Source organism: Aeromonas sp. MR19 (genome assembly GCF_963899305.1).
Lineage (GTDB): Bacteria > Pseudomonadota > Gammaproteobacteria > Enterobacterales > Aeromonadaceae > Aeromonas > Aeromonas bestiarum.
Map to the genome: position 1 here is coordinate 13,635 of NZ_CAWQWZ010000052.1, position 22,201 is coordinate 35,835.

The 22,201-nt window shown below is 59.8% G+C and carries 27 protein-coding genes; 14 read left to right on the forward strand and 13 right to left on the reverse strand.

The features are described 5' to 3' along the window. Nucleotides 1-3: 3 nt before the first annotated feature. The 6 genes from lptB (at nucleotide 4) to npr (ending at nucleotide 4,193) form a co-directional block, all read left to right on the forward strand. Entirely contained in the window at nucleotides 4-729 is a 726-nt protein-coding gene (gene lptB, locus AACQ95_RS19560) for an LPS export ABC transporter ATP-binding protein (protein WP_042867841.1), read from the forward strand. A 65-nt stretch (nucleotides 730-794) separates the two neighbouring features. Beyond that, the gene (locus tag AACQ95_RS19565) at nucleotides 795-2,234 is read left to right on the forward strand and encodes an RNA polymerase factor sigma-54 (RefSeq protein ID WP_043140004.1); all 1,440 of its coding nucleotides are present in this window, start codon (nucleotides 795-797) and stop codon (nucleotides 2,232-2,234) included. A 21-nt stretch (nucleotides 2,235-2,255) separates the two neighbouring features. Beyond that, nucleotides 2,256-2,543 carry a ribosome hibernation promoting factor gene (gene hpf, locus AACQ95_RS19570; RefSeq protein ID WP_005305957.1) on the forward strand — a complete coding sequence of 96 codons (288 nt, stop codon included), beginning with the start codon at nucleotides 2,256-2,258 and terminating at the stop codon, nucleotides 2,541-2,543. Nucleotides 2,544-2,545: 2 nt separating this feature from the next. Further along, the gene (ptsN, locus tag AACQ95_RS19575; RefSeq protein ID WP_042867845.1) at nucleotides 2,546-2,992 is read left to right on the forward strand and encodes a PTS IIA-like nitrogen regulatory protein PtsN; all 447 of its coding nucleotides are present in this window, start codon (nucleotides 2,546-2,548) and stop codon (nucleotides 2,990-2,992) included. A 41-nt stretch (nucleotides 2,993-3,033) separates the two neighbouring features. After that, entirely contained in the window at nucleotides 3,034-3,900 is an 867-nt protein-coding gene (gene rapZ, locus AACQ95_RS19580; protein WP_103472043.1) for an RNase adapter RapZ, read from the forward strand. A gap of 20 nt (nucleotides 3,901-3,920) precedes the next feature. Next, nucleotides 3,921-4,193, forward strand: coding sequence for a PTS phosphocarrier protein NPr (gene npr, locus AACQ95_RS19585; protein WP_005314403.1), 273 nt, complete (start codon nucleotides 3,921-3,923; stop codon nucleotides 4,191-4,193). Between the two features lie 18 nt (nucleotides 4,194-4,211). Here npr and AACQ95_RS19590 read toward each other — a convergent pair whose 3' ends face one another. From AACQ95_RS19590 to AACQ95_RS19645, 12 genes are all read right to left on the reverse strand, one after another. After that, the gene (locus AACQ95_RS19590; protein WP_241279493.1) at nucleotides 4,212-6,116 is read right to left on the reverse strand and encodes a BglG family transcription antiterminator; all 1,905 of its coding nucleotides are present in this window, start codon (nucleotides 6,114-6,116) and stop codon (nucleotides 4,212-4,214) included. 103 nt (nucleotides 6,117-6,219) lie between these two features. Next, a complete protein-coding gene (gene dagF / locus AACQ95_RS19595; protein ID WP_241279495.1) occupies nucleotides 6,220-6,960 on the reverse strand; it encodes a 2-dehydro-3-deoxy-phosphogluconate aldolase in 741 nt (246 codons plus the stop codon). Next, nucleotides 6,960-8,075 (reverse strand): DgaE family pyridoxal phosphate-dependent ammonia lyase, encoded by a 1,116-nt coding sequence (locus tag AACQ95_RS19600; protein WP_241279497.1) that lies wholly within the window; start codon nucleotides 8,073-8,075, stop codon nucleotides 6,960-6,962. The genes dagF and AACQ95_RS19600 overlap by 1 nt, the downstream gene beginning before the upstream one ends. After that, nucleotides 8,059-9,198 (reverse strand): amidohydrolase/deacetylase family metallohydrolase, encoded by a 1,140-nt coding sequence (locus AACQ95_RS19605; protein ID WP_241279499.1) that lies wholly within the window; start codon nucleotides 9,196-9,198, stop codon nucleotides 8,059-8,061. Before AACQ95_RS19605 ends, AACQ95_RS19600 begins: the two co-directional genes overlap by 17 nt. A gap of 185 nt (nucleotides 9,199-9,383) precedes the next feature. Then, nucleotides 9,384-10,034 carry a DUF4310 family protein gene (locus AACQ95_RS19610; RefSeq protein WP_098981841.1) on the reverse strand — a complete coding sequence of 217 codons (651 nt, stop codon included), beginning with the start codon at nucleotides 10,032-10,034 and terminating at the stop codon, nucleotides 9,384-9,386. An 11-nt stretch (nucleotides 10,035-10,045) separates the two neighbouring features. Then, a complete protein-coding gene (locus tag AACQ95_RS19615; protein ID WP_043554311.1) occupies nucleotides 10,046-10,822 on the reverse strand; it encodes a DUF4311 domain-containing protein in 777 nt (258 codons plus the stop codon). Between the two features lie 40 nt (nucleotides 10,823-10,862). After that, nucleotides 10,863-11,159 (reverse strand): DUF4312 family protein, encoded by a 297-nt coding sequence (locus tag AACQ95_RS19620; RefSeq protein ID WP_103472048.1) that lies wholly within the window; start codon nucleotides 11,157-11,159, stop codon nucleotides 10,863-10,865. Beyond that, nucleotides 11,159-11,524 carry a glycine-rich SFCGS family protein gene (locus tag AACQ95_RS19625; RefSeq protein ID WP_042039079.1) on the reverse strand — a complete coding sequence of 122 codons (366 nt, stop codon included), beginning with the start codon at nucleotides 11,522-11,524 and terminating at the stop codon, nucleotides 11,159-11,161. Before AACQ95_RS19625 ends, AACQ95_RS19620 begins: the two co-directional genes overlap by 1 nt. Next, nucleotides 11,525-11,887, reverse strand: coding sequence for a transcriptional regulator (locus tag AACQ95_RS19630; protein ID WP_241279501.1), 363 nt, complete (start codon nucleotides 11,885-11,887; stop codon nucleotides 11,525-11,527). It abuts the gene before it with no gap. Between the two features lie 318 nt (nucleotides 11,888-12,205). Then, nucleotides 12,206-13,345: an outer membrane-stress sensor serine endopeptidase DegS gene (degS, locus tag AACQ95_RS19635; protein ID WP_043139974.1), complete on the reverse strand. Its 1,140-nt coding sequence runs from the start codon at nucleotides 13,343-13,345 to the stop codon at nucleotides 12,206-12,208. 89 nt (nucleotides 13,346-13,434) lie between these two features. Next, nucleotides 13,435-14,796: a Do family serine endopeptidase gene (locus tag AACQ95_RS19640; protein ID WP_042867873.1), complete on the reverse strand. Its 1,362-nt coding sequence runs from the start codon at nucleotides 14,794-14,796 to the stop codon at nucleotides 13,435-13,437. Nucleotides 14,797-14,877: 81 nt separating this feature from the next. Beyond that, nucleotides 14,878-15,258, reverse strand: coding sequence for a YhcB family protein (locus AACQ95_RS19645; RefSeq protein ID WP_241279503.1), 381 nt, complete (start codon nucleotides 15,256-15,258; stop codon nucleotides 14,878-14,880). Nucleotides 15,259-15,398: 140 nt separating this feature from the next. On the opposite strand from AACQ95_RS19645, the gene zapE reads away from it, so the two are divergent. The 8 genes from zapE to AACQ95_RS19685 all read left to right on the forward strand — a co-directional run bounded on the left by zapE (nucleotide 15,399) and on the right by AACQ95_RS19685 (nucleotide 21,572). Next, nucleotides 15,399-16,493 carry a cell division protein ZapE gene (zapE, locus tag AACQ95_RS19650; protein WP_241279505.1) on the forward strand — a complete coding sequence of 365 codons (1,095 nt, stop codon included), beginning with the start codon at nucleotides 15,399-15,401 and terminating at the stop codon, nucleotides 16,491-16,493. Nucleotides 16,494-16,759: 266 nt separating this feature from the next. After that, nucleotides 16,760-17,188, forward strand: coding sequence for a 50S ribosomal protein L13 (gene rplM / locus AACQ95_RS19655; RefSeq protein WP_042039071.1), 429 nt, complete (start codon nucleotides 16,760-16,762; stop codon nucleotides 17,186-17,188). A gap of 15 nt (nucleotides 17,189-17,203) precedes the next feature. Beyond that, entirely contained in the window at nucleotides 17,204-17,596 is a 393-nt protein-coding gene (rpsI, locus tag AACQ95_RS19660; RefSeq protein WP_042019610.1) for a 30S ribosomal protein S9, read from the forward strand. 295 nt (nucleotides 17,597-17,891) lie between these two features. Beyond that, entirely contained in the window at nucleotides 17,892-18,482 is a 591-nt protein-coding gene (petA, locus tag AACQ95_RS19665) for a ubiquinol-cytochrome c reductase iron-sulfur subunit (RefSeq protein ID WP_241279507.1), read from the forward strand. A gap of 2 nt (nucleotides 18,483-18,484) precedes the next feature. Then, a complete protein-coding gene (locus AACQ95_RS19670; protein WP_241279509.1) occupies nucleotides 18,485-19,702 on the forward strand; it encodes a cytochrome b in 1,218 nt (405 codons plus the stop codon). Beyond that, complete coding sequence (locus AACQ95_RS19675; RefSeq protein WP_065402434.1) at nucleotides 19,699-20,433, forward strand: cytochrome c1; 735 nt, start codon at nucleotides 19,699-19,701, stop codon at nucleotides 20,431-20,433. Before AACQ95_RS19670 ends, AACQ95_RS19675 begins: the two co-directional genes overlap by 4 nt. Before the next feature lie 87 nt (nucleotides 20,434-20,520). Next, on the forward strand, nucleotides 20,521-21,150 hold the full coding sequence (gene sspA / locus AACQ95_RS19680) for a stringent starvation protein SspA (protein WP_011707594.1): 630 nt from the start codon (nucleotides 20,521-20,523) through the stop codon (nucleotides 21,148-21,150). Beyond that, a complete protein-coding gene (locus tag AACQ95_RS19685) occupies nucleotides 21,147-21,572 on the forward strand; it encodes a ClpXP protease specificity-enhancing factor (RefSeq protein WP_043554320.1) in 426 nt (141 codons plus the stop codon). Before sspA ends, AACQ95_RS19685 begins: the two co-directional genes overlap by 4 nt. A 47-nt stretch (nucleotides 21,573-21,619) precedes the next feature. Here AACQ95_RS19685 and dolP read toward each other — a convergent pair whose 3' ends face one another. Then, nucleotides 21,620-22,198, reverse strand: coding sequence for a division/outer membrane stress-associated lipid-binding lipoprotein (dolP, locus tag AACQ95_RS19690; protein ID WP_042867884.1), 579 nt, complete (start codon nucleotides 22,196-22,198; stop codon nucleotides 21,620-21,622). Nucleotides 22,199-22,201: the final 3 nt, after the last annotated feature.

The following is a 22,201-nucleotide window of genomic DNA, read 5'->3' on the forward strand; positions in this document are numbered from 1 at the left end:
GCCATGGCAGTGTTGAAAGCAGTCGGCCTGCAAAAAAGTTACAAGCGCCGCATGGTGGTCAGCGATGTGAGCCTGGAAGTGGGTACCGGCCAGATTGTCGGATTGCTAGGTCCGAATGGAGCCGGCAAGACCACCTCCTTCTACATGATAGTGGGACTGGTGCAGAGCGATGCCGGTCTCATCACCATAGACGATCAGGACATCAGCCTGCAGCCCATGCATATCCGAGCCCGCAACGGCATCGGCTATCTGCCGCAGGAGGCCTCCATCTTCCGCCGCCTGTCGGTGTTCGACAACCTGATGGGGGTCATGCAGACCCGCAAGGGGCTGAGCCGCGAAGAGCGGGAAGACAAGGTCGAACAGCTGCTGGAAGAGTTCAATATCACCCACATTCGCGACAACCTGGGTCAGAGTCTGTCCGGGGGGGAACGACGCCGGGTCGAGATCGCCCGCGCGCTGGCGGCCGAGCCGCGTTTTATCCTGCTGGATGAGCCGTTTGCCGGGGTCGACCCCATTTCTGTGATAGACATCAAGAAGATCATCCAGCATCTGAAAGATAGAGGCCTGGGCGTCTTGATCACCGACCACAACGTCAGAGAGACTCTGGATGTATGCGAGAAGGCTTATATCGTCAGCCACGGCAAGATGATTGCCGAAGGTGCACCGGCCGAGATACTGGCCGATGAACAGGTCAAGCGCGTCTATTTGGGCGATCAATTCAGTCTATAGTAAGGGGGCATCTCTTCATTTCCTGTGACGACTGCCTCGCTGAACATAAGGATATCCCGACGTAGATGAAGCCGACATTACAGTTGCGTCTCGGTCAGTCCCTGACCATGACGCCGCAATTACAACAAGCGATTCGTCTGCTCCAGCTCTCCACCCTGGAACTCCAGCAGGAAATTCAGCAAGCGCTCGATAACAACCCCTTGCTGGAGCAAGAGGAGAATGAGGTGCAGGAGACCAGCCCGGAAGAGCCGGTCGACGCCAGTCAGCTCGACTCCAGCGATGCCATGGCCCAGGATCAGATGCCGGACGAGTTGCCGGTGGATACCACCTGGGAGGATGTCTACTCGGCCGGCACGGCCCAGAGCGCAGGCCCCATCCACGATGGGGAAGACAGCGTCTATCAGGGCGAAACCACCGAGAATCTGCAGGACTATCTGCTGTGGCAGATGCGACTCACGCCGTTCAGCGATCTGGATGCCGCCATTGCCCTCGCCATCATAGATGCCATCGACGATTCCGGTTATCTGACCGTCTCCCTCGAAGATATACAGGCGGCGGTGAGCAGCGAGGATGTCGAGGTGGAACTCGACGAGGTCGAGGCCGTGCTCAAGCGAGTGCAGCATTTCGATCCGGTCGGCATCGCCGCCCGTTCGGTACAGGAATGTCTGTTGATCCAGCTCGGTCAATACGCCCCCGAACTGCCCTGGCTCACCGAGGCCAGAGAGGTGATCAACGAGCACATGGACTTGCTCGGCAATCGCGATTATCGCACCCTGGCGCGCAAGACCCGGCTCAAGGAGAGCGACCTCAAGGAGGTGCTGGATCTCATCCAGCAGCTGGAGCCCAGACCGGGCAATGGCATCATACAGAGCGACTCCCAGTACGTGATCCCGGATGTGACCGTGGTCAAGAAGGGCACCAAATGGGTGGTCGAGCTCAATCCCGATTCCGCGCCGCGCATCCGGGTCAACGAGACCTATGCCGCCATGGCACGCCAGGCGCGCACCAGCCAGGACACCCAGTTCATCCGTTCCCATCTGCAAGAGGCCAAGTGGTTCATCAAGAGCCTGGAGAGTCGCAATGACACCCTGCTCAAGGTGGCCAGCTGCATTGTCGAGCAGCAACAGGGCTTTTTCGAGTATGGTGAAGAGGCCATGAAACCCATGGTGCTCAACGACATCGCCGAAGCGGTGGAGATGCATGAGTCGACCATTTCCCGGGTAACGACCCAGAAATACATGCATACGCCCCGCGGCATCTTCGAACTGAAGTTTTTTTTCTCCAGTCATGTGAATACCGAAGGAGGAGGAGAGTGCTCATCGACCGCAATTCGCGCGCTGATCAAGAAGCTGGTGACGGCAGAGAATCCCGCCAAGCCGCTAAGTGATAGCAAGATCGCGGATTTGCTGGCCGAACAGGGTATTATGGTGGCGAGACGCACGATCGCAAAGTACCGTGAATCCTTGTTGATCCCGCCATCCAATCAGCGCAAACGCCTGGTTTAGGCAAAACAAAAGGAAGACGTTATGCAAATTAACCTGACCGGACACCATGTCGAGATCACCGAAGCTCTGCGTGATTATGTGAACAACAAATTTGCCAAACTCGAGCGTCACTTTGACCACATCAACAATGTTCATGTGGTGTTGAGCGTAGAAAAACTGAACCAGATCGCCGAAGCCAAGCTGCATGTCAGTGGTGGCGAGGTGTTCGCCAATTCACAGCATGCCGACATGTATGCTGCGATTGATACCCTGCTGGACAAGCTGGATCGGCAGATCATCAAGCACAAAGATAAGTTAAATCAAAAATAACTATGCAACTTGAACACATACTGAGTCGGGACTGCACCAAAAGTGCGGTCCCTTGTACCAGCAAGAAACGCGCCCTTGAGATCATCAGTGAATTAGCCGCTGAGCGCCTTGGGACCTCTCGTCAGGCGTTATTCGAGTGCCTGCTGGCCCGAGAAAAGATGGGCAGTACCGGTATCGGTGCCGGTATCGCCATTCCCCACGGCCGGATCGGTGACGAGTTTCCGCCGACCGCCATCCTGATGACCTTCGCAGAGCCAATCCCCTTCGACGCCATCGACAATCAACCGGTTGACCTGCTCTTTGCCCTGCTGGTGCCGGAAAGCGAGTGCAAGCAGCACCTCAAGACCCTTTCCCTGATGGCATCCAAACTGGGTGACAAGGCGGTTTGCCGCCAGTTGCGCCAGGCAACCAGCGATGAAGATCTCTATCAGATCATGACCTCGGCCTGATATGCAGGCCCCGTCATGACCCCAAGCGGTGAGGGAACAAGATGCAATTAATAGTGGTAAGTGGGCGCTCCGGCTCGGGCAAGACAGTTGCCCTGCGTGTGCTGGAGGATCTCGGTTATTACTGCGTGGATAACCTGCCGGTCAACCTGCTGCCCCAGTTGATCGTGTCGGTCGAGAGCCAGTATGACAAGCTGGCGGTCAGCATAGACGTGCGCAACCTGCCGGTGAGCCCGGACAAGCTGGAAACCCTGCTGGCCCAGGTGCGCAACGAGGGCCGGGTCGAATTTTCCAGCTTCTTCTTCGATGCGGAAAACTCCACCCTGCTCAAGCGTTACGGCGAGAGTCGCCGGTTGCATCCCCTGTCGCGCAAACAGCTGTCGCTGGATGAGGCGATCCGGGAGGAGACCCACCTGCTGGCACCGCTCTCCTCGACCGCCGACCTGCGCATCGACACCACCAACCTCAGCATTCACGACCTGAGCGAGCTCATCAAGACCCGGGTGCTCGGCAAGAAAGAGAACGAGCTGGTGCTGGTGTTCGAGTCGTTCGGCTTCAAGTACGGCATCCCCAAGGACGCCGACTTCGTGTTCGATGCCCGCTTCCTGCCCAATCCGCACTGGATCCCCGAACTCAAGCCCTTTACCGGCAAGGACGAGCCTGTGGCCCGCTATCTCTCCAGCCAGCCGGACGTGATGCAGTTCATCCTGCAGATTGAGAACATGCTGGCGACCTGGCTGCCGCATCTGGAGCGCAACAATCGCAGTTATGTGACTGTGGGGATAGGTTGCACCGGTGGTCAGCACAGATCCGTGTTCATCGCAGAACAGCTGGCCAGCGCATTCCGGCTGCAGGGCAAGAACGTCCAGATCCGCCACCGCACCCTCGACAAGAGTGCGCCGCAATATTGATGGACCAATAGGGAGATCAGATGACCGTCTCAGCCTCGGTGGAAGTCAAAAACAAACTGGGTATGCATGCCAGACCGGCCATGATGCTGTTCGAACTGGTGCAGGGTTTCGACGCCCACGTGCTGCTGCGCAACGAGGATGGCATAGAGGCCGATGCGGACAGCGTGATCGGCCTGCTGATGCTGGACTCCGCCCAGGGCAAGCAGGTGGAAGTGCAGGTGGAGGGCCCCGAAGAAGTGGAGGCGCTGGCTGCCGTGGTGGCGCTGTTCACCTCCGGCTTCAACGAGGAGTGACTCACTCCCCGCCCTGGTTCAGGAACCGGTGCGCGCCAGCCTCTTGAAGCTGGCAAAATCCCGACAAGCCAGCAAATTCTTGCTGGCTTTTTCGTTCATCAGCGCCAGAAACAGGTCGTAGAGCCCCATCGCCTCTTCGTAGTCCGCCTTGCTGATGGCCAGCACGAAGATGAGGGTGGCCATCTCGCCATTGCCCCAGTCGATCCCCTGGGGGGCCAGCACTGTATAGACCAGGGTGCGCCGCGCCAGCAGGCCGAGGGAGTGGGGCAGGGCTATGCCTTCCCCCAGCAGGGTGGAGACGATGCGCTCCCGCTCGTGCAACGAGCTTCTGAATCCGCTCTCCACCCGATCTTCGGCCTCCAGCTGATCGCAGATCCTGGCAAACAACTGGCTCTGGCTGAGTGGCTCACTCACCACCATGAAGTGGTCGGCATCGAAGTATTTGTCGAGCAGGTAGGGGCGGGTGCGGTCGATCAGCACCAGCTTGCCGAGCTGCTCCAGCTGATACTGGGTCGGGAAGGGGGCGACCTGCACCACGGGCGCGTTCTTCTCGGCCACCTTGACGGTGCTGATGACGAAGTCTTGCTCGATCCGCGCCAATCCCTCGTAGTCCCGTACCGACTCCAGCGTCGTTAGCTGGAGCTGGGGATATTCCCGTTTGATGCGTGCCTCCAGTACCCGGAAGGTGGCGTTGCCGGCGTCGCACAGCAGCAGCGCCTGGGGGCGACGGGTATAGCCGATGTCATAGTGGCGCTCCAGCCCGACTCCGATATGGATCACCAGATAACCTATCTCGTGATGGGTCAGCCGGTAGGGAGTCTGCCTGATCCACTCAGAGATGGCCGCCAGCGTGATGTCGTAGGCGAGGGGATAGTACTGCTTGATGTGATCCGCCAGCGGATTGTGGCTGCCAATCTGGTATTTGACCCGCAGCAGCATGGCGCTGATGTGGGTCTGCAGATCCGCCCGCAACTGCAGATCGCCGCGCAGATCATAGGGGTAGTGCTGCTGGATGTAGGCGAGTAGATGCTCGACCAGCTGCTCGCTCTCGGCGGCCATGGCCGGGCTGAGCCTGGGCGTGTCGGCGGTGAGGCGGGCCTGGATCTGGATGGCGAGGCAGGCGATCTCCTCCGCTCCCGGCGGTGTCAGGGTCGGCAGCTCGGCGTAGATGTCGCGGGCCACGGCGGCCAGAGTCTGGGTGATGTCGTCGCTGGCAAACTGGCGCAGCTCGTGGCCGGCCGCCTGGCGCAGCAGGGCGACGGCGCAGTAGATGGCGAGTTGCTGCAGGCTCTCGTCGGCGAGGCGCAGCTGGTGATGGCCGAGCTGGGCATGGATGTGATTGCCCACTACCTCCAGCGTCTTGCTGGGGCAAAGGTTGGGCAGCAGGCTCTGCAACTGGTTGTTGTGGATCAGCTCCTGATAGAGCAACTGGGTGAGACAGGCCCGGATCGCCGTCTCGCTCCCCTGGATGCGCATGCCCAGCCGTGGCTTGCTGTCGATGAGCAAGCCGAAGTGGGCGAGTCGCTCCCGCACCTCCGCCATGTCTCCCTGCAGCGCCGCCCGGCTCAGATACCAGGTATCCGCCAGCTCGTCGAGCTTGATCCCCTGTTCCGCCGTCAGCAGCAGGATCTGCAGGTGCAGCACCCGCTCGCGGCTGGTTCGGGGCAGGCTGCTCTCCTGCTCCTGGGCCGCCAGCAACTCGTCAAACAGCCCCTGATTGTAAATCTTGAGCTGGTAGCCGCTGCCGCGCTGGTGGATCAGGTGGGCGCCGTGGGTGGCGATCAGCTCATTGAGGGTCGCCACGTCGGTGCGCACCGTGCGGGTGGAGACATTGAGGCGGCGAGCCAGCTCCTCCTGCGGCAGCGGTTCGGCATGGAGCTGGGTCAGCAGCTGATGGAGTCTGGGGTGGGGCAGCTTGGTCATGAGGGGGGGCGGGACTCCTGTCGCGAAATAAAGGGTCGATGTTAACAAGCGACTCATTAACAAGCCAGGCACCGGCCAGTGATCGGACCGGTGCCATCTTTCGTCACGCCAACAGTCGTTTCACAGTGGCGAGCAGGGTGCGCACATCCTCGGGGCGGGTCTGGCCGCTCTCGCTGTCGATGATGGAACTGTAGACGTGGGGGATCACCTTCTCGACACCGGCGTCCAGTGCGATGCGGACTATCTCCTCGAAGTTCTCCAGATCTATGCCACCTGTGGGCTCCAGCCAGAAGCCGTGACGGGCGCAGGCTTCGGCGACCGCCTGATACTCGTCACGGCAGGTGAGACCGCCCATGGGGAAGAACTTGACCGAGCTGCCGCCCATGTCCTTGAGCAGGGCGATGGCGGTGTCGATAGGCACAATCCCGTCCGGCTGCCCGGCACTGAGGGGCCCGGTGGATATCTTCACCATCCCCGGCGTGCCGGTGGGGGAGATAAGGCCATTGACCAGTGTCTCTGGCTGGCCCAGCAGTGCCCGGCTGGCACCGACCCCGGTGAACACCTGATTGACGTGCTGGGGCTGCAGCTGGCGAGCCAGTTCGGCCACCATGGCGGACTGGCGTGGATCGCCCGCCCCCAGCCCGATGGAGAGGGCGTTGTCGATAAGGGCCGAGTACTCCTTCATATCGGCGACCGCAGAGGGCACATCCGGATAGTTTTTGGAGAGCACGCCGACCAGCACATGGCCTTCAGCTGCGTCGTATACCGCGACGGCATTATCTTTGGAACCTGCCAGCACATTGAGGCAGACACGGTCACGGTAGTAGTTGGGAGTTAAGGACATCAACGATTCTCCTGTACTAGGTTGGCAATGGCGGCATGGATCTGGTCGAGCTGGGGGGCGGTGACGCTGCGCACGTCGATCTCGATATGCCCCTCGTTGGCCTTGTAGCCACGGCAGTAGATGGCAGGCGTGCCCTGCTGCAGGCGGGTGACGACCTGCACAGTCGTCATGCCGATGCTGGCATGGTCGAAGGCGATGTCGGTGCGGGCTATGTCGCGCCCCGCGCTGTCCCACACCACTTTCGCGCTGACGCCTGGCAACTGGTTGAGGTGCTCGATGAAGGGGCTCATCTTGGCCACCATGGCGGCACCGCTCTCCTTCTCTTTTTCCAGATAGCGCTCGATGGCGTGGGTCAGGCCAAGGATCCCTTCCTTGCCCACCTTCATGGCGCGGCCTATGCCGTTGGCCTGCTGCTTGACCCACTCCACATACTGGCGTTTGCCGAGCACCAACCCGCTGGTGGGGCCTTCGATGGCCTTGGCGCCGCTGTAGATGACCAGATCCGCCCCCTGGTTGTAATAGAGACGCAGATCCTCTTCGGCCGCCGCATCGACGATGAGCGGCAGCTGGTGGGCTTTGGCCACCTCGGCCGCCTCGGCCACCGACAGAATGCTCTTCTGCACGCAGTGGTGGGACTTGATGTAGAGAATGGCAGCTGTGTTGGCATTGATGGCGGCAGCCAGCTGGGCGGGGGAACACTCGTTGGCATAGCCGGCCTCCACCACCTTGCCGCCCCCCAGATTGACCATGGTGCCGACCGGCGCGCCGAAGTTGACGTTGTGCCCCTTGGGCAGCACGATTTCGCTCGGCACGTCATGGCGATGGGCATGCAGCTGCTCCAGCCGGTAAGGGTCGCCACGCACTATCACGGCGGCCACCGACTGGGCTATGCCGGCGCTGGCGCAGGAGACCACCACGGCATCTTCCACATCCAGCAAGCCAGCCAGGTAGGCTCCCGTCTTGTTGACCAGATCCTTCACCTCGAAGTAGTGGCCCAGGCCGAAGTTGACCGCATCGACCACCTCCCGCTCGGGGGTGGAGACGCCGAGAATGGTCATGCGCCCGGAGGCGTTGATCACGGGTTTGAGCTGATATTTCTCATAAACAGAAGGCATGGTGTGATTTCCCATAGTGAGTCAGAACCAGGTCACCGCCCACCAGGGCGGCGAGGGGAAGCAGTTGCAGGTCGCCGCTGCGCGATTGCGCCTCGGTATCCATAAACAGGGTCGGGCCGCTGGCCAGTTCGAACAGGGTCAGATCGGCATCCGCGCCCACTTCGAGTCGTCCCTTGCCGGTCAGGCGCAGCGCATCGGCGGCCTGGTCGGTGACGCAGGCAAGCACCTGTTCCAGCGTCATGCCGATGGCGAGAAACTTGGACATCACGTGGGCCAGGCTGTAGACGGGCCCCTTGATGCGGTTCTTGCAGTAGATGTCCGAGCTGATGGTGTGGGGCAGTATCCCCTGGCGGATGGCAAGCTCCGCCACCTCGAAGCTGAAGCTGGCGCCGCCGTGGCCTATGTCGAGCAAAAGGCCCCGTTTCATTCCCTCGCGCACCGCGACCCGCAGCTCGCCGGCCGGGGTCAGGATACGGTTGGGCTTGCCGTTGAAGCAGTGGGTCAGCAGATCCCCCTCTCCCAGCAGGGCGACTATCTCGTCCAGATCCGGCGGCGTGTTGCCCACGTGCACCATCAGCGGCAGCCGGCCATGGGCCTGCTGCAGTGCCTTGGCCATGCGCAGCGGCTGCAGGCCGTTCTCACCCACCACGCTGCCGCTCATCCGTGCCTTGATGCCGACGACAAAGCAGGGGTGACGGGCAATGGCTGCCGAGGCGAGTGCCATGTCCAGATCCCGGCTGTCCGCCAGCTCGTTCTGGCGCAGCAGGCCGATGCGGGAGATGTTGAGCAGGGCGTGCACCCGGGTCTTGCAGCCCGACGCGAGGCGCTGGAACGCATCCACGTCGTCGGCCCCCGTGCTGCCCGCGTCTATGACTGTGGTGACGCCGGACTCGACGCCCACCTTGTCCGGTTCATCGTGATAGATGGGGGAGGCGGGGTAGCAGTGGGTGTGACCGTCGATCCAGCCCGCACTCACATGCACCCTGCCCGCCAGATCCAGGGTTCGCTTCGCCTCGCTCCTTGCCGGCAGCTGGCCGATGGCCGCTATCTTGCCGTCCCGGATGGCGATGTCGATGAGCTCGCCATTTCCCTGGCGTCCCGCTCTGATGATCATGTCGTACATGCTGATATCCCTCTTGGAACCTGCTTGCGCTATTACTGCGAGGCCGTGATCAAGGCTCATGTGCTGCTCGGAATCCTCACGTATATCTATACGCTCCGGTTCCTGCGCTGCTCTTCACCTTGCTGACGACCTCTCGCGACAGAGCGCAAACAGGTTCTTCAATGCCGCCGAGAGACGGCCTGTGATTAAGCCAGGGCGACCGGGAAGAAGGTACCGAGCAGCATGGCACCCAGGATGGCGCCGCCTGTGATGGGCTTGTTCCACACGTAGAACAGCAGTGCACCCAGCAGGGAACCCAGCCCGATGGGGATGGAAGCGCCCATGGCGGAGAGGATGATCAGGGGGCCCAGGAAGCGGCCCGAGCTGTTGCCAGCTCCCATCATCACATCCGCCCCGTAGGTGGAGTTGCTCTGGTTGATGGTGAACTTGCGCGCCAGGATGATGATGCCGCCGATGGCGACCCCTATGGTCATGCCGGTCGCCAGCGAGGCACCGAAGTTCTCCACCGGGTAGAGGATGCCGGCACCCAGCAGCAGGGCAGGCACGCCCAGGCCGACCCCGGTCTGAATGGCGCCGCCGATATCCAGGATCCCCACCAGGGATCCCTCTATGATGCGGGCAAACAGGAAGCTGGCCCCGAAGGCCGCCACAGCGCCGTAGGCCCCTGTGTCCATGCCGGCTTTCAACATGGCGACGAAGGCCACCTCGTTGAAGGCGCCGACCCCGTACAGGTAGTACATGTGGGTCCCGGCAAAGACGCCGGCCGAGAGCAGGCCGACGAAGATGGGGAAGGACCAGTCGGCGTACCAGAAGTTGTTTCTCAGTTTCTCATCCATGTGGTGGCCCCTTATTTGCCGCTAAGCAGGTTATGGACGTTCTCCAGCCACAGGGGAATGCCCATATGGAAGGATTCAATCAGTTTCATGTCGAAGCCGCGGAAGAATCCGCTCAGCACGAACAGCAGCACTATGGCGGCCATCATCACGCGAGTTACGTGGTTCCAGCCGCTCTCTTCCACCCCCTTGCCGATCAGGATGCCGAGCACCAGACCCGGTACCGCGTTGCCCATGATGAGCTGTGCCAGACCGCCGAAGATGGTGGCCCAGAAGCCGGATTTTTTGCCCGCCTCTATGGCTGCCAGCCAGAAGATGACCGGCATGACGGTGTTGACCAAGAGGTTTGCAGCCGGCACCAGCACCTTGACGGCGGTGACCTGCAGGGCTTCCGGTACAGCGGCGGCCGTGCTGTTGAGGAAAGCGACGACGATGGCACCTATGATGCCGCCGGCGATGGCCATTTTCTTCGGGTCGTGCAGGGTGGTGGCGAGATCCCGGTTCTTGACCAGCAGTGCGGCCGTGGCCCAGTGCGGAATGATGCGGTGATCCACGTCCTGGGTGAAGGCACCGGCCGCCACGGTCGAGGCCCAGGCGTTGAAGAAGAAGCCGAGGCCGAACGAGAAGTGGGAGGCGGGATCCCCTTCGCAGGAGTTGAGCTCGCCCAGGGTACGGAAGGCGCCCATGCCCTGCACGGTTGGCGCGTGGAACATGCGTGCCGCGCCAGCCCCCACCCCGACGCCCACCAGGCCGCCGACGATGAGTGACTTGATAAATATGATTAGAAACATCCAGGGTATCCTTCTTGTGAGGGGATGCCAGCGGGTGGCGTCACACCAGGGTGAACGTCACTTGCTCGGCGTCCAGGCTGGTGACCTTGACAGTGATCTCCAGCTGGACGCGGAACTCGCGGCGCTGGCGCGGCAGGAAGAAGAACAGGAACTTCTCCACCCGGACCGACTCTTCGGCCTTGAGCACCTGCACCTCGACCGGTTCGATCCGCAGCATCACGCGCGGGTTGTCCTTGAGCAGACTGGGCTGCACCTGGCTGAGGGCGGCGGCGAACGCCTGCTGGCGGGTCGCCCCCTTGCCGTTGACTATGACCTGGGTGGTGAAGTTCTCTTTCATCAGACGCGTCCGTGCTTCTTGGCGAAGGCTTCGACCAGCTTCTGGCCCAGCTCTTCCTTGTCCATGAAGCCGAAGCCCAGCACCACGCAGCCGTCATTGATGGCGGTGACACCCTCCTCGACGGAGCGCATGCCGTAACGGCACTTGTAGCCGTACTTGGTCTGGGCCGTGATGGCACCGGCGCCGCCGCTGCCGCAGAAGGAGATGCCGAGATCCGCCTGCTCCTTGTTCATCACATCACCGAGCTTCATGTCGGCGGCCATGCCAGGGATCACGGTCACGCTGGCGCCGGCGGTTTCTGCCCCGGCCCCCACTTTCTGACCCTTGCCGAGACGATCTCCAATCACGAGTTTGATGGCTGACATTTAGATATCTCCTTTGAGTGAGCTGAGTTCGTTTTCTTTGGCGACTTCGAAATGGACGGACAAGAGGTGAGCCTCTTCATAGGCCAGCTTGTCCAGCCAGGCGACGGCCTGTTCGGCCAGTCGCAGGGAGAGGGGGGAGATCTCCTCGAACAGGCTGAGGTCGACCTCCGGCAGGGATTCGCCGCTATGGGAGCGCCACACCATGGCCTTGACGTGGGAGGCCAGCATCTGTGTCTGCACCTCGTTGGGACGAATGCCCTGCTCGCCGAGCAGGGAGTGGATGCGTGCCAGGACCAGGTCGGTCTTGCGCAGCAACGCCGGGCTGTCCGGAGTCAGGTTCTGGTCATGAGTCTCTGTTTGCAATGTCTGCTCTCCAAGGCTGGCAGAAGGGATGGCTTTACCCTAAGCCCGCGGGGGCATGCAGAGGAGGCAGCGTTTTTCCGATTCGAAGCGGAAATTCCCGCGCGCCTGGGCTGAAAACGCTGATTTTTGTGCGTTGGAGGGGGAAAGGGCACTTATTGGGGCCGACTTAGTGTGATCGATGGCGCACTTGGCCCGCGGGGCTGACCCGGCAAGGCTTGGTGGAAACTGTGAGTCACCTCACGGATGGCAAGGAAAATAGGAGGGCATTGAGATGACAAAGGGCGGTATCCCGCCCTTGTGATGGAGAGGGGCCGGGCGTCAGCTGGCGGCAGCGGCGCTCGCGCTGGCATTGCCCTTGTTCTGCTGCTTTTGCTGGTAGCGCAGGTCTTCTTCTATGGTGACCTGCACCTCCAGTGGCTTGCCATCGCGAAACACCGAGATGGTGAGCTTGGTGCCGGGGCGGCTCTCGACGATCTTGTCCATGGCGGAGCGCACGCCACTGATGGCTTCCCCGTTGATCTTGAGCAGCACATCGCCTCGCGTCAGCCCGCCCCTGGCCGCCGGGCCGTTGGGATCCAGGCTCTCGATCACCAGGCCGCGCAGATCGCCCAGGTTCATCATGCGGGCCACTATGGGGTTGATCTCGACGCTGGAGATGCCGAGGTAGCCTCGGATGACCCGACCATTGGCGATCAGTTCGTCCATGATCCGCTTGGCCAGCTTGTAGGGGATGGCGAAGCTGATGCCGTAGCTCTCCTGATTGCCGTTGAGGTGATAGGCGGCGGTGTTGATGCCGACCAGGTCACCGCGGGCGTTGACTAGGGCGCCGCCCGAGTTGCCTTCGTTGATGGCGGCATCGGTCTGCAGCAGATCCTGCCGGCCGTTGCTGTCCGGCCCCATGCTGGAGAGGCCGATCCGGCCGGTGGCACTGATGATGCCCTGGGTGATGGTCTGGCCGACGTTGTAGGGGTTGCCGATGGCGAGCACCACGTCCCCCACATCCGGTAGCCGTTCGGGATCCTGCGGGATCACCGGCAGATTGTCCGATTCTATGTAGAGCACCGCCAGATCGGTCAGCTGATCTGTGCCGACCAGCTCGGCACTGAACACGCGGCCATCCTGCAGCGCGACTATGATCTGGTCCGCATCGGCGATGACATGGTAGTTGGTCAGCACATGGCCACGCTGGCTCATGATGACGCCGGAACCCAGCCCCTGCGGCCTGAGTTCGGCCTGGTTGCCCTGATTGCGGGCGAAGCTGCGGGTATAGATGTTGACGACGGCAGGGCCGGCCCTGTGGGCCGCATAGGAGAAGCTCAGCTCGCGGGCATTGGTGATGATGCCGGGCAGCTGGGCACCGCCACGGAAATCGGGAAACAGCAGCAACAGGAGAGCCGCCACGGTTAAACCGAAGCCGACAGACTTGCCCAAGTAACTGATCAAAGGTGGGATTTTCATGTCATTCTCATCCGTACATGCAGCGCGCAGAGAATAACACTATCGGTGGATAAAAATCACCCGCGGCGAGGGCCGCGGGTGTGAGGGCGTTAACGTATCACCAGGTAGAGGGAAGACTCCCCGCGCTGTATGTTCAGTGCCAGCACCTCGGGCTTGTTCTTGAGCGCCTTGGTCAGCTCGTCCAGCGAGTTGATGCGCAGGCGGTTGACTCCGATGATGATGTCGCCTTTCTGCAAGCCGGAGGCGGCAGCAGGGGAACGCGGATCTATATCGGAGACGGCCACGCCGGTGACCGGTTCGGCGGTGGTGCTGAGCTTGGCCCCTTCCAGTGCCGGGTGCAGCACGCTGGCGAGGATCTCGCTGTCATCCGCCTTCTTCAGGATGACCTTGACGGTCTGCTCCTTGCCATCGCGGATGAGGCCTAGGGCGACCTGCTTGTCGGCCCCCATGGTCGCTATCTTGGCGCGCAACTCACCGAACGAGCGGATGGCCTTGCCATCTATGCTGATGATGATGTCGCCGGCCTTGATGCCGGCCTTGGCGGCGGCGGAGTCTGGCATGACCTGGTTGACGAAGGCACCATCCTTCTTGTTGTAGCCGAAGGTCTTGGCGATCTCTGAGGTCAGCTCGGTCCCCGTGATCCCCAGCTGGCCACGGCGTACTTCACCGTACTTGACGATCTGTTCAGACAGATCGCGCACCATGTTGGACGGAATGGCGAAGCCGATGCCGATGTTGCCACCGTTCGGGCCCAGGATGGCGGTGTTGATGCCGATCAGCTCACCGCGCAGGTTGAGCAGGGCACCACCCGAGTTGCCGGAGTTGATGGCCGCATCGGTCTGGATGAAGTTCTCCAGATTTTCGATGTTGAGGCCGCTGCGGCCGAGCGCGCTGACGATGCCGGAGGTGACTGTCTGGCCCAGGCCAAACGGGTTGCCGATGGCCAGCGCATAGTCGCCGACTCGCAGTTCGTCCGAATCGGCAAACTTGATCTGGACCAGATCCTCGGCCTTGATTTGCAGCAGCGCTATGTCGGACTGCTTGTCTTCACCTATCTTCTTGGCCGCATATTCACGACCATCTTTCAGGTTGACCTTGATCTCGTCCGCCTCGTGCACGACGTGGGCGTTGGTGATCACGTAGCCCTTCTTGGCATCTATGATGACGCCAGAGCCCAGCGCCTGGAAGGGCTGCTCGCTCACCTGCTCGTCAGGCATGTTGGGGCCGAAGAAGAAGCGGAATTGTTCCGGCAGACGCTGGCGGGTGATTTTTTTGCCAGAGACGGAAATGTTGACCACGGCAGGCGTGACCTGTTCGAGAACCGGCGCCAGGCTCGGCATCTCCTGGTTGTTCGCCAGCAAGGAGGGCAGTGCAGCTTGCACAGGGGCCGCTGACATGGCGATACCGACACTGAGGGCTAACACACTGAACACAGAAAGAGGTTTACGCATATGAAAAACAGCTCCCAGAAAAAGTTGCAATGCAATCGTCAAGGTCTGACCACGATACAGCGCAATTAGTTCCGCAAGGAACTAATTGGACTGCTTGAGCAGACCGGAGGCGCCGGCATAGTCACGGGGGGGGATACCCGGTTCTTCATTGGCCGGTGCATCGTTGCTCTCGTCGAGCAGCGCTTCGCGGAACAGCGGCTCCTGTGCCTTGGCCAGAAATTTGCTCTGCTCTGCCATGTGGCGATAGAGGGTCTGATACTGCTCGGCCAGCTGCTCCATCAGGGCGGCGCTGTCGGCGAAGTGGGTATTGATCTGGCCTTGGTAGCTTTCCAGCTCCGTGTGCGCTTTTTTCAGCTCTTGTTCCAGACGTCCGGCATCCCGGCTGCGCACCGTGAAGCGACCGATGATGATACCGATAATCAAGGCGGCGACAGCCAGCAGGATCCCGTTTAACAGACTCATAGATGCTCCTTGTTACAGCTAAATCAATGTGTGTTGATGCGGCCCGGATGACCGCTACGCCTTGATGGCACTATACCGTGCACCCCGAGAGCGTGATACCATTTTGTCCTTCATTCAGGGACTTGGAGGCGGTTGACAGGATGACCCCGCAGCAAAAATATCAGCAGGATTTGCAGCGCCCCGGCTTTGTAGCCGACCCGGCTCAGGCGATGGCCGTGACCCGCCTGGAGCGACTCTATCAGGATTTGTGCCAAAGCCCGACTCCGACCAGATCCCGCGGCCTGCTGGGCTGGTTGCAAAAGCCCAAGGCCAAGGAACCCGTCCTCGGGCTATATATGTGGGGCGGAGTGGGCAGAGGCAAGACCTGGCTGATGGATACTTTTTTCGAGAGCCTGCCGGGGACGCGAAAACTGCGGATCCACTTCCACCGTTTCATGCACAGGGTACACGACGAACTCAAGGGGCTGACCGGCCAGGCCGATCCGCTCAAGCTCATCGCCGGCAAGCTCGCCAGCGAGATAGACGTCATCTGCTTCGATGAGTTCTTTGTCTCCGACATCACGGATGCCATGCTGCTGGGGACCTTGTTCCAGGAGTTGTTTGGTCACGGCGTGGTACTGGTGGCCACCTCGAACATACCGCCACAGGATCTTTATCGAAATGGCCTGCAGCGCGCCCGTTTTCTGCCAGCCATCGCATTGATCGAGCGTCATTGCGAGATACTTAACGTAGATGGCGGAGTCGACTATCGCTTGCGTACCCTGGAGCAGGCTGAGATTTATCACTCTCCGCTGGATCAGCAGGCAAAAGCGAATCTGGATCGTTATTTTCAACAGTTAACCGGGCTGGAAGAGGCCCGGGCGGGCAGTGTCGAGATCAACCATCGTCAATTGGCGTCGCTGGGGATGGGGGAAGGGGTGCTCTACATGGAGTTCGAGCAACTTTGTTGCACTCCTCGCTCACAGAGCGACTACATAGAGCTGGCCCGACTGTTTCACACCGTGTTGCTGGCCAATGTACAGCCCATGGGGGCGGGCACGGATGACGCGGCTCGCCGCTTCATCGCCATGGTGGACGAGTTCTATGAACGGCACGTCAAACTCATCATGTCGGCGGCTGTCCCCATGACAGAACTCTACGGGGACGGACTGCTGAATTTCGAATTCAAACGTTGTCTTTCACGGCTTCAGGAAATGCAATCGCACGAATACCTTGCCAGAGTGCACCTTCCTTAGTCACAATACCGCGCCTGCCAGTCGGATGGGCATCTGCGGCAGGTAGGGCCGGGCGACATTTGCTAGCTTCATGGCAGTGAAATTAGCAGGTGATATTTAAGGCAACTTCACTTATAATCGCCCGGCCCACGTTACAGCTGTCGATAAGACAGCAACACTTTAAGCTTTACTTGTATTCGAAGGGGTACAGGTAGGCCATCGTTTGTTGTTTGTGGGAGAGCCCCCATAAGCAATTGGGTCTGTAACAGGTAATTGGGTTTAACTTAATGAAAACTTTCGTTGCCAAGCCAGAAACCGTAAAACGTGACTGGTACATTGTGGACGCAGAAGGTAAAACTCTGGGTCGTATCGCAACCGAGATCGCTTCTCGTCTGCGTGGTAAGCACAAAGCTGAGTACACTCCGCACGTTGACACCGGTGATTACATCATCGTTGTAAATGCTGAGAAGGTACACGTAACCGGTAAGAAATTTACCGACAAAATGTACCATGCTCACTCCGGTTTCCCGGGTGGTATCAAGTCAATCAGCTTCGACAAGCTGATCAAGCGTAAACCGGAAATGGTAATCGAAGCTGCTGTCAAAGGTATGCTGCCGAAGGGTCCTCTGGGCCGTGCCATGTTCCGTAAACTGAAAGTTTACGCAGGCGCCGAGCATGCTCATGCTGCTCAGCAACCTCAAGTACTGGATATCTAATCGGGAACTGGCAACATGGCAGAAAATCAATACTACGGTACCGGCCGTCGCAAAAGCTCCACTGCTCGCGTGTTTATCAAAGCGGGTAGCGGTAAAATCATCATCAACCAGCGCTCCCTGGAGCAGTACTTTGGCCGTCCGACTGCCCGCATGGTAGTTCGTCAGCCGCTGGAACTGGTTGAGATGACCGAGAAACTGGATCTGTACATCACCGTTAACGGTGGCGGCATCTCCGGTCAAGCTGGTGCAATCCGCCACGGTATCACTCGTGCTCTGATGCAGTACGATGAAACCCTGCGTGCCGAACTGCGTAAAGCAGGCTTTGTTACTCGCGATGCCCGTAAGGTTGAGCGTAAGAAAGTCGGTCTGCACAAAGCTCGTAAGCGTCCGCAGTACTCCAAGCGTTAATTCGCTTTTGGTACGCACTCTCACGAGTGTCAAAAAAGCCTGGCCATGTGCCAGGCTTTTTTTATTGGTAATATTACCTACGCCAATGCTAACACCACGTCACAAAAGACAAATATTTGTGTATTTATTGTTTTTGCCCTTCGCTTCTCTTTCTTGTCAAGTTGTTATCTTTTCTTTAAAATTCCCTCGGTTTTTCTGTGACAATTGTAACTCCGCTTCCGCCGCTGTTGTCACGGAAGAAAGGGGAACAGGGACACAATAAGAATGTGCGGAGTCCACATGGGAGAGTTTTTGGATGAGCAATGCGCCAGTTGATACCGGTCGCCGCAGATTTCTTACCTGGTCAACGGTCGCCGTTGGTGGGGTAGGAGCTGCTTTTACCGCAGTGCCGTTTATAAAGTCATGGAACCCGAGTGCCAAAGCCAAAGCGGCGGGTGCTCCGGTAGAAGTGGATATCAGTAAGTTGGAACCAGGCCAGCTCATCCGTGTGGAGTGGCGAGGCAAGCCGGTCTGGGTGGTAAAACGTACCAAGCAGACGCTGGATGCCCTGGCCGCCCATGATGACAAGCTGCGCGACCCAGTCTCCGACGAACCTCAGCAGCCGGACTATGCCCACAACGGGTACAGGTCCATCAAGCCGGAAATCTTCGTGGCCGTCGGCATTTGCACCCATCTGGGATGCTCTCCCTCCTATCTGCCGGACAACTTCGGTGAACAGGTTCAGGGCGTGACCTCCGGATTCTTCTGCCCGTGCCATGGCTCCAAGTTCGACATGGCTGGTCGAGTGTTCCAGGGGGTGCCTGCACCCTTGAACCTGGTCATTCCGCCGTACCAATATCTTAGCGACACCACCATCCTGGTCGGTGCCGACGGCAAGGAGGCTTGACCATGTTTGCCAAACTGATGGGCTGGATCGACTATCGCTTCCCGCTCACTGCCATGTACAACGACCATATGGCCAAGTATCCGGCGCCAAAGAACCTGAACTTCTGGTACTTCTTCGGCTCGCTGGCCATGCTGGTGCTGGTCAACCAGATCATCACCGGCATCTGGCTGACCATGAACTACAACCCCTCCGCAGAAGGCGCCTTTGCCTCCGTGGAGTACATCATGCGGGATGTGGACTACGGCTGGCTGTTGCGTTACATGCACTCCACAGGCGCGTCTGCGTTCTTTGTGGTGGTGTATCTGCACATGTTCCGCGGCATGATCTACGGCTCCTACCAGAAGCCGCGCGAGCTGCTGTGGATCTTCGGCATGCTGATCTTCCTCTGCCTGATGGCCGAGGCCTTTATGGGCTACCTGCTGCCGTGGGGCCAGATGTCATTCTGGGGGGCCCAGGTCATCATCTCCCTGTTTGGTGCCATCCCGGTGATCGGCGACGATCTGACCCTGTGGATCCGTGGTGACTATGTCATCTCGGGGGCGACCCTGAACCGCTTCTTCGCGCTGCACGTCATCGCGCTGCCGCTGGTGCTGGTGATGCTGGTGGCCATGCACATACTGGCGCTGCACGAGGTGGGCTCTAACAACCCGGACGGCATCGACATCAAGAAGCACAAGGACGAGAAAGGCTGGCCGCTGGATGCGGTGGCATTCCACCCTTACTTCACCGTGAAGGACATGATCGGCGTGGCAGGCTTCCTGTTCCTGTTCTGCGCCATCATATTCTTCAAGCCGGACATGTGGGGTTACTTCCTCGAGAAGCCGAACTTTGAAGTGGCCAACGGCCTGAAGACCCCGGCGCACATAGCCCCGGTGTGGTACTTCACGCCCTTCTACGCCATTTTGCGGGCGGTGCCGGACAAGCTGCTGGGCGTCATCATGATGGGCCTCTCCATCGTAGTGCTGTTCCTGTTGCCCTGGCTGGATCGCTGCAAGGTGCGCTCGGTGCGTTACCGCAGCACCCTGCACAAGCTGAACATCGCCCAGTTCGTGGTCTGCTTCGTCATTCTCGGTATCCTCGGCGTGTTGCCATCGACCCCGACCCTGACGCTGATTGCCCAGATCTGTACCCTGGGTTATTTCGGGTTCTTCGTCCTGCTGTTCTTCTACAGCAAGAATGAAAGCACCAAGCCGCTGCCGGAGAGGGTGACATTCAAATGAAAAGAATAATTTTTGCAGTGCTGACCCTGCTGCCGGCGCTGGTATTTGCCAATACCGGTGCCGTGCATCTGGACAAGGCCAGCTATGACCTGAACGACAAGGCGTCCCTGCAGCGTGGTGCAACCACCTTCATGAACTACTGCTTTGGCTGCCACAGCACCCAGTACCAGCGTTACAACCGGGTTGCGGCAGACATAGGCATTCCGGAAGATCTGATGGCGGCCAACCTGATCGTCAACGGTGCCAAGATCGGTGATCTGATGGAGAACTCGGTTTCAGAGAAGGATGCGGCCAAGTGGTTCGGCGCGCCGCCCCCCGATCTGACCCTGGTGGCGCGGGTGCGCGGTGCAGACTGGATCTACACCTATCTGCGCTCCTTCTACGTGGACGAGACCCGCCCGTTTGGCGTGAACAACGTGGTGTTCCCGTCCGTGGGCATGCCCCACGTACTGGAGCCGCTGCAAGGTACGCCGCGTGCCGAGTTTGCTACTCATACGGTCGACGGGGTGGAAACCCAGCAGGTTGTCAGTGTCAAATCTGACGGCAACGGTGAAATGAATAACGAAGAGTATGATCAGACGGTACTGGATCTGGTAAACTTCTTGGTCTACTCGGCTGAACCGGTACAACAGGAGCGCGAACGCATGGGCTTCTGGGTACTCGGATTCATCGTGATCTTCTTCATCTTCACTGTGCTGTTGAAGAAGGAATTCTGGCGCGACGTTCACTAAGCGACCAGATCCGGGTAATATAATGCACGGCAATGAAGACCAAGATGCTTCATTGCCGTTTCTGCTTTTTAATGACGGGAGGGTTCAATGGCTGTAGCTGCCAATAAGCGTTCGGTAATGACGCTGTTTTCCGGTGCCAACGATATGTTCAGCCATCAGGTGCGCATTGTCCTGGCGGAGAAGGGTGTTAGCGTAGATATTTGCCAGGTTGACCCAAGCAACCTGCCGGATGAGCTGGCCGAGCTGAACCCGTACAACACTGTACCGACTCTGGTCGATCGTGAGCTGGCACTGTACACCTCACGCATCATCATGGAGTATCTGGACGAGCGCTTCCCGCACCCGCCCCTGATGCCGGTCTACCCGGTAGCCCGTGGTAACAGCCGTCTGATGATGCATCGCATCGAGCTGGACTGGTACTCCCTGGCCGACAAGATCATGGCGGGGACTGACGTGGATGCGGCGCGTGCCGAACTGCGTGACAACCTGCTGGCCATCGCGCCCATCTTCGGTGAAATGCCCTATTTCATGAGCGAAGAGTTCGGTCTGGTCGACTGCTACATGGCCCCGCTGCTGTGGCGTCTGCCGAGCCTCGGCATCGACTTCACCGGTCGTGGTGCCAAGGAGCTGAAGGCCTACATGGTTCGTCTGTTCGAACGTGAATCCTTCCAGGCTTCCCTGACCGAAGCCGAGCGCGAGATCCGCGCTGGCGTATGAGCATGGAACCGACAATGACACCCAGTCGCCCGTATCTGTTGCGGGCGTTCTTTGACTGGTTGCTGGATAACGAGCTGACCCCGCATCTGGTGGTCAACGTCAACATCCCTCATGTGATGGTGCCGATGCAGTTTGTCCAGGATGGACAAATCGTGTTGAACATAGCGCCGCGTGCGGTGGGACAGTTCCACATGGACAATGAAGCCATCAGCTTCAGTGCCCGTTTCGGTGGCGTCTCCCAGCAGGTCTATATCCCGATGGCGGCCGTGCTGGCTATTCATGCCCGGGAAAACGGCGTGGGTACTCTGTTCCCGCCCGAGCCGGGTTACGACCTCTGGCTGGAGCAGGCCGAAGCACCTGTGGAGCCCGAGCCGGAACCACCGCGTCCGACCGGTCGTCCGACGCTGAAAGTCATCAAATAAAAACGCAGCCAGTTGGCTGCGTTTTTTTATGGCGGTTTGTTCATCGCTCAGTTCTGGGCGAACTCGAAAGCCTTGATGACGCGCTTCACGCCGCTGACGTGGCGGGCTATCTCGACGGCCTGATCCCCTTCCTGGCGAGTGACCAGGCCAATCAGGAACACCTCGCCATTCTCGGTGACCACCTTGACCTTGGCGCTGTCGAAGTTCTTGGCTCCCAGCATGTCCGCCCGGACCTTGGAGGTGATCCAGGAGTCATTGCTGCGTACCCCTATGCTGACCGGCTGGCCGAGGCGTAGCTCGTTGTAGACGTGGCGCACCCCTTCGATCCGGGCAACGACCTTGCCCGCCTCGAGTTTGTAGGCGTCAGAAGGTGTCTGACCGACCAGCAACACGCGGCCGTTGTTGCTGTAAACGCTGATCTTGCTGGCCGCGCTCAGCGGCTTGTTGTCGGCCAGCAAGTTGGCCGCTTTCAGCTCTATGGCCTGATCGTCCCACTGGGCCCCCAGGGTGCGGCGATCGCCGGAAGCCTTGGCAGTACCGGCGGCACCGCCCACCACCACGGCCGCGCAGCCTTGCAGCAGCAGGGTGCCGGCCAGCAGGCCGAGCAGGAGAGTTTGTTTCTTCATGGT

What these genes read in the sequence shown, in the direction of transcription:
- petA (WP_241279507.1), top strand. Translation starts at nt 17,892, where the DNA reads ATGAGCAATGCGCCAGTTGATACCGGTCGCCGCAGATTTCTTACCTGG.
- AACQ95_RS19685 (WP_043554320.1), top strand. Translation starts at nt 21,147, where the DNA reads ATGAGCATGGAACCGACAATGACACCCAGTCGCCCGTATCTGTTGCGG.
- lptB (WP_042867841.1), top strand. Translation starts at nt 4, where the DNA reads ATGGCAGTGTTGAAAGCAGTCGGCCTGCAAAAAAGTTACAAGCGCCGC.
- degS (WP_043139974.1), bottom strand. Translation starts at nt 13,345, where the DNA reads ATGAAAATCCCACCTTTGATCAGTTACTTGGGCAAGTCTGTCGGCTTC.
- AACQ95_RS19645 (WP_241279503.1), bottom strand. Translation starts at nt 15,258, where the DNA reads ATGAGTCTGTTAAACGGGATCCTGCTGGCTGTCGCCGCCTTGATTATC.
- AACQ95_RS19590 (WP_241279493.1), bottom strand. Translation starts at nt 6,116, where the DNA reads ATGACCAAGCTGCCCCACCCCAGACTCCATCAGCTGCTGACCCAGCTC.
- AACQ95_RS19610 (WP_098981841.1), bottom strand. Translation starts at nt 10,034, where the DNA reads ATGGATGAGAAACTGAGAAACAACTTCTGGTACGCCGACTGGTCCTTC.
- AACQ95_RS19605 (WP_241279499.1), bottom strand. Translation starts at nt 9,198, where the DNA reads ATGTACGACATGATCATCAGAGCGGGACGCCAGGGAAATGGCGAGCTC.
- npr (WP_005314403.1), top strand. Translation starts at nt 3,921, where the DNA reads ATGACCGTCTCAGCCTCGGTGGAAGTCAAAAACAAACTGGGTATGCAT.
- dolP (WP_042867884.1), bottom strand. Translation starts at nt 22,198, where the DNA reads ATGAAGAAACAAACTCTCCTGCTCGGCCTGCTGGCCGGCACCCTGCTG.
- rapZ (WP_103472043.1), top strand. Translation starts at nt 3,034, where the DNA reads ATGCAATTAATAGTGGTAAGTGGGCGCTCCGGCTCGGGCAAGACAGTT.
- hpf (WP_005305957.1), top strand. Translation starts at nt 2,256, where the DNA reads ATGCAAATTAACCTGACCGGACACCATGTCGAGATCACCGAAGCTCTG.
- AACQ95_RS19600 (WP_241279497.1), bottom strand. Translation starts at nt 8,075, where the DNA reads ATGCCTTCTGTTTATGAGAAATATCAGCTCAAACCCGTGATCAACGCC.
- rplM (WP_042039071.1), top strand. Translation starts at nt 16,760, where the DNA reads ATGAAAACTTTCGTTGCCAAGCCAGAAACCGTAAAACGTGACTGGTAC.
- AACQ95_RS19670 (WP_241279509.1), top strand. Translation starts at nt 18,485, where the DNA reads ATGTTTGCCAAACTGATGGGCTGGATCGACTATCGCTTCCCGCTCACT.
- AACQ95_RS19640 (WP_042867873.1), bottom strand. Translation starts at nt 14,796, where the DNA reads ATGCGTAAACCTCTTTCTGTGTTCAGTGTGTTAGCCCTCAGTGTCGGT.
- AACQ95_RS19565 (WP_043140004.1), top strand. Translation starts at nt 795, where the DNA reads ATGAAGCCGACATTACAGTTGCGTCTCGGTCAGTCCCTGACCATGACG.
- sspA (WP_011707594.1), top strand. Translation starts at nt 20,521, where the DNA reads ATGGCTGTAGCTGCCAATAAGCGTTCGGTAATGACGCTGTTTTCCGGT.
- dagF (WP_241279495.1), bottom strand. Translation starts at nt 6,960, where the DNA reads ATGTCCTTAACTCCCAACTACTACCGTGACCGTGTCTGCCTCAATGTG.
- ptsN (WP_042867845.1), top strand. Translation starts at nt 2,546, where the DNA reads ATGCAACTTGAACACATACTGAGTCGGGACTGCACCAAAAGTGCGGTC.
- AACQ95_RS19620 (WP_103472048.1), bottom strand. Translation starts at nt 11,159, where the DNA reads ATGAAAGAGAACTTCACCACCCAGGTCATAGTCAACGGCAAGGGGGCG.
- rpsI (WP_042019610.1), top strand. Translation starts at nt 17,204, where the DNA reads ATGGCAGAAAATCAATACTACGGTACCGGCCGTCGCAAAAGCTCCACT.
- AACQ95_RS19675 (WP_065402434.1), top strand. Translation starts at nt 19,699, where the DNA reads ATGAAAAGAATAATTTTTGCAGTGCTGACCCTGCTGCCGGCGCTGGTA.
- AACQ95_RS19615 (WP_043554311.1), bottom strand. Translation starts at nt 10,822, where the DNA reads ATGTTTCTAATCATATTTATCAAGTCACTCATCGTCGGCGGCCTGGTG.
- AACQ95_RS19625 (WP_042039079.1), bottom strand. Translation starts at nt 11,524, where the DNA reads ATGTCAGCCATCAAACTCGTGATTGGAGATCGTCTCGGCAAGGGTCAG.
- zapE (WP_241279505.1), top strand. Translation starts at nt 15,399, where the DNA reads ATGACCCCGCAGCAAAAATATCAGCAGGATTTGCAGCGCCCCGGCTTT.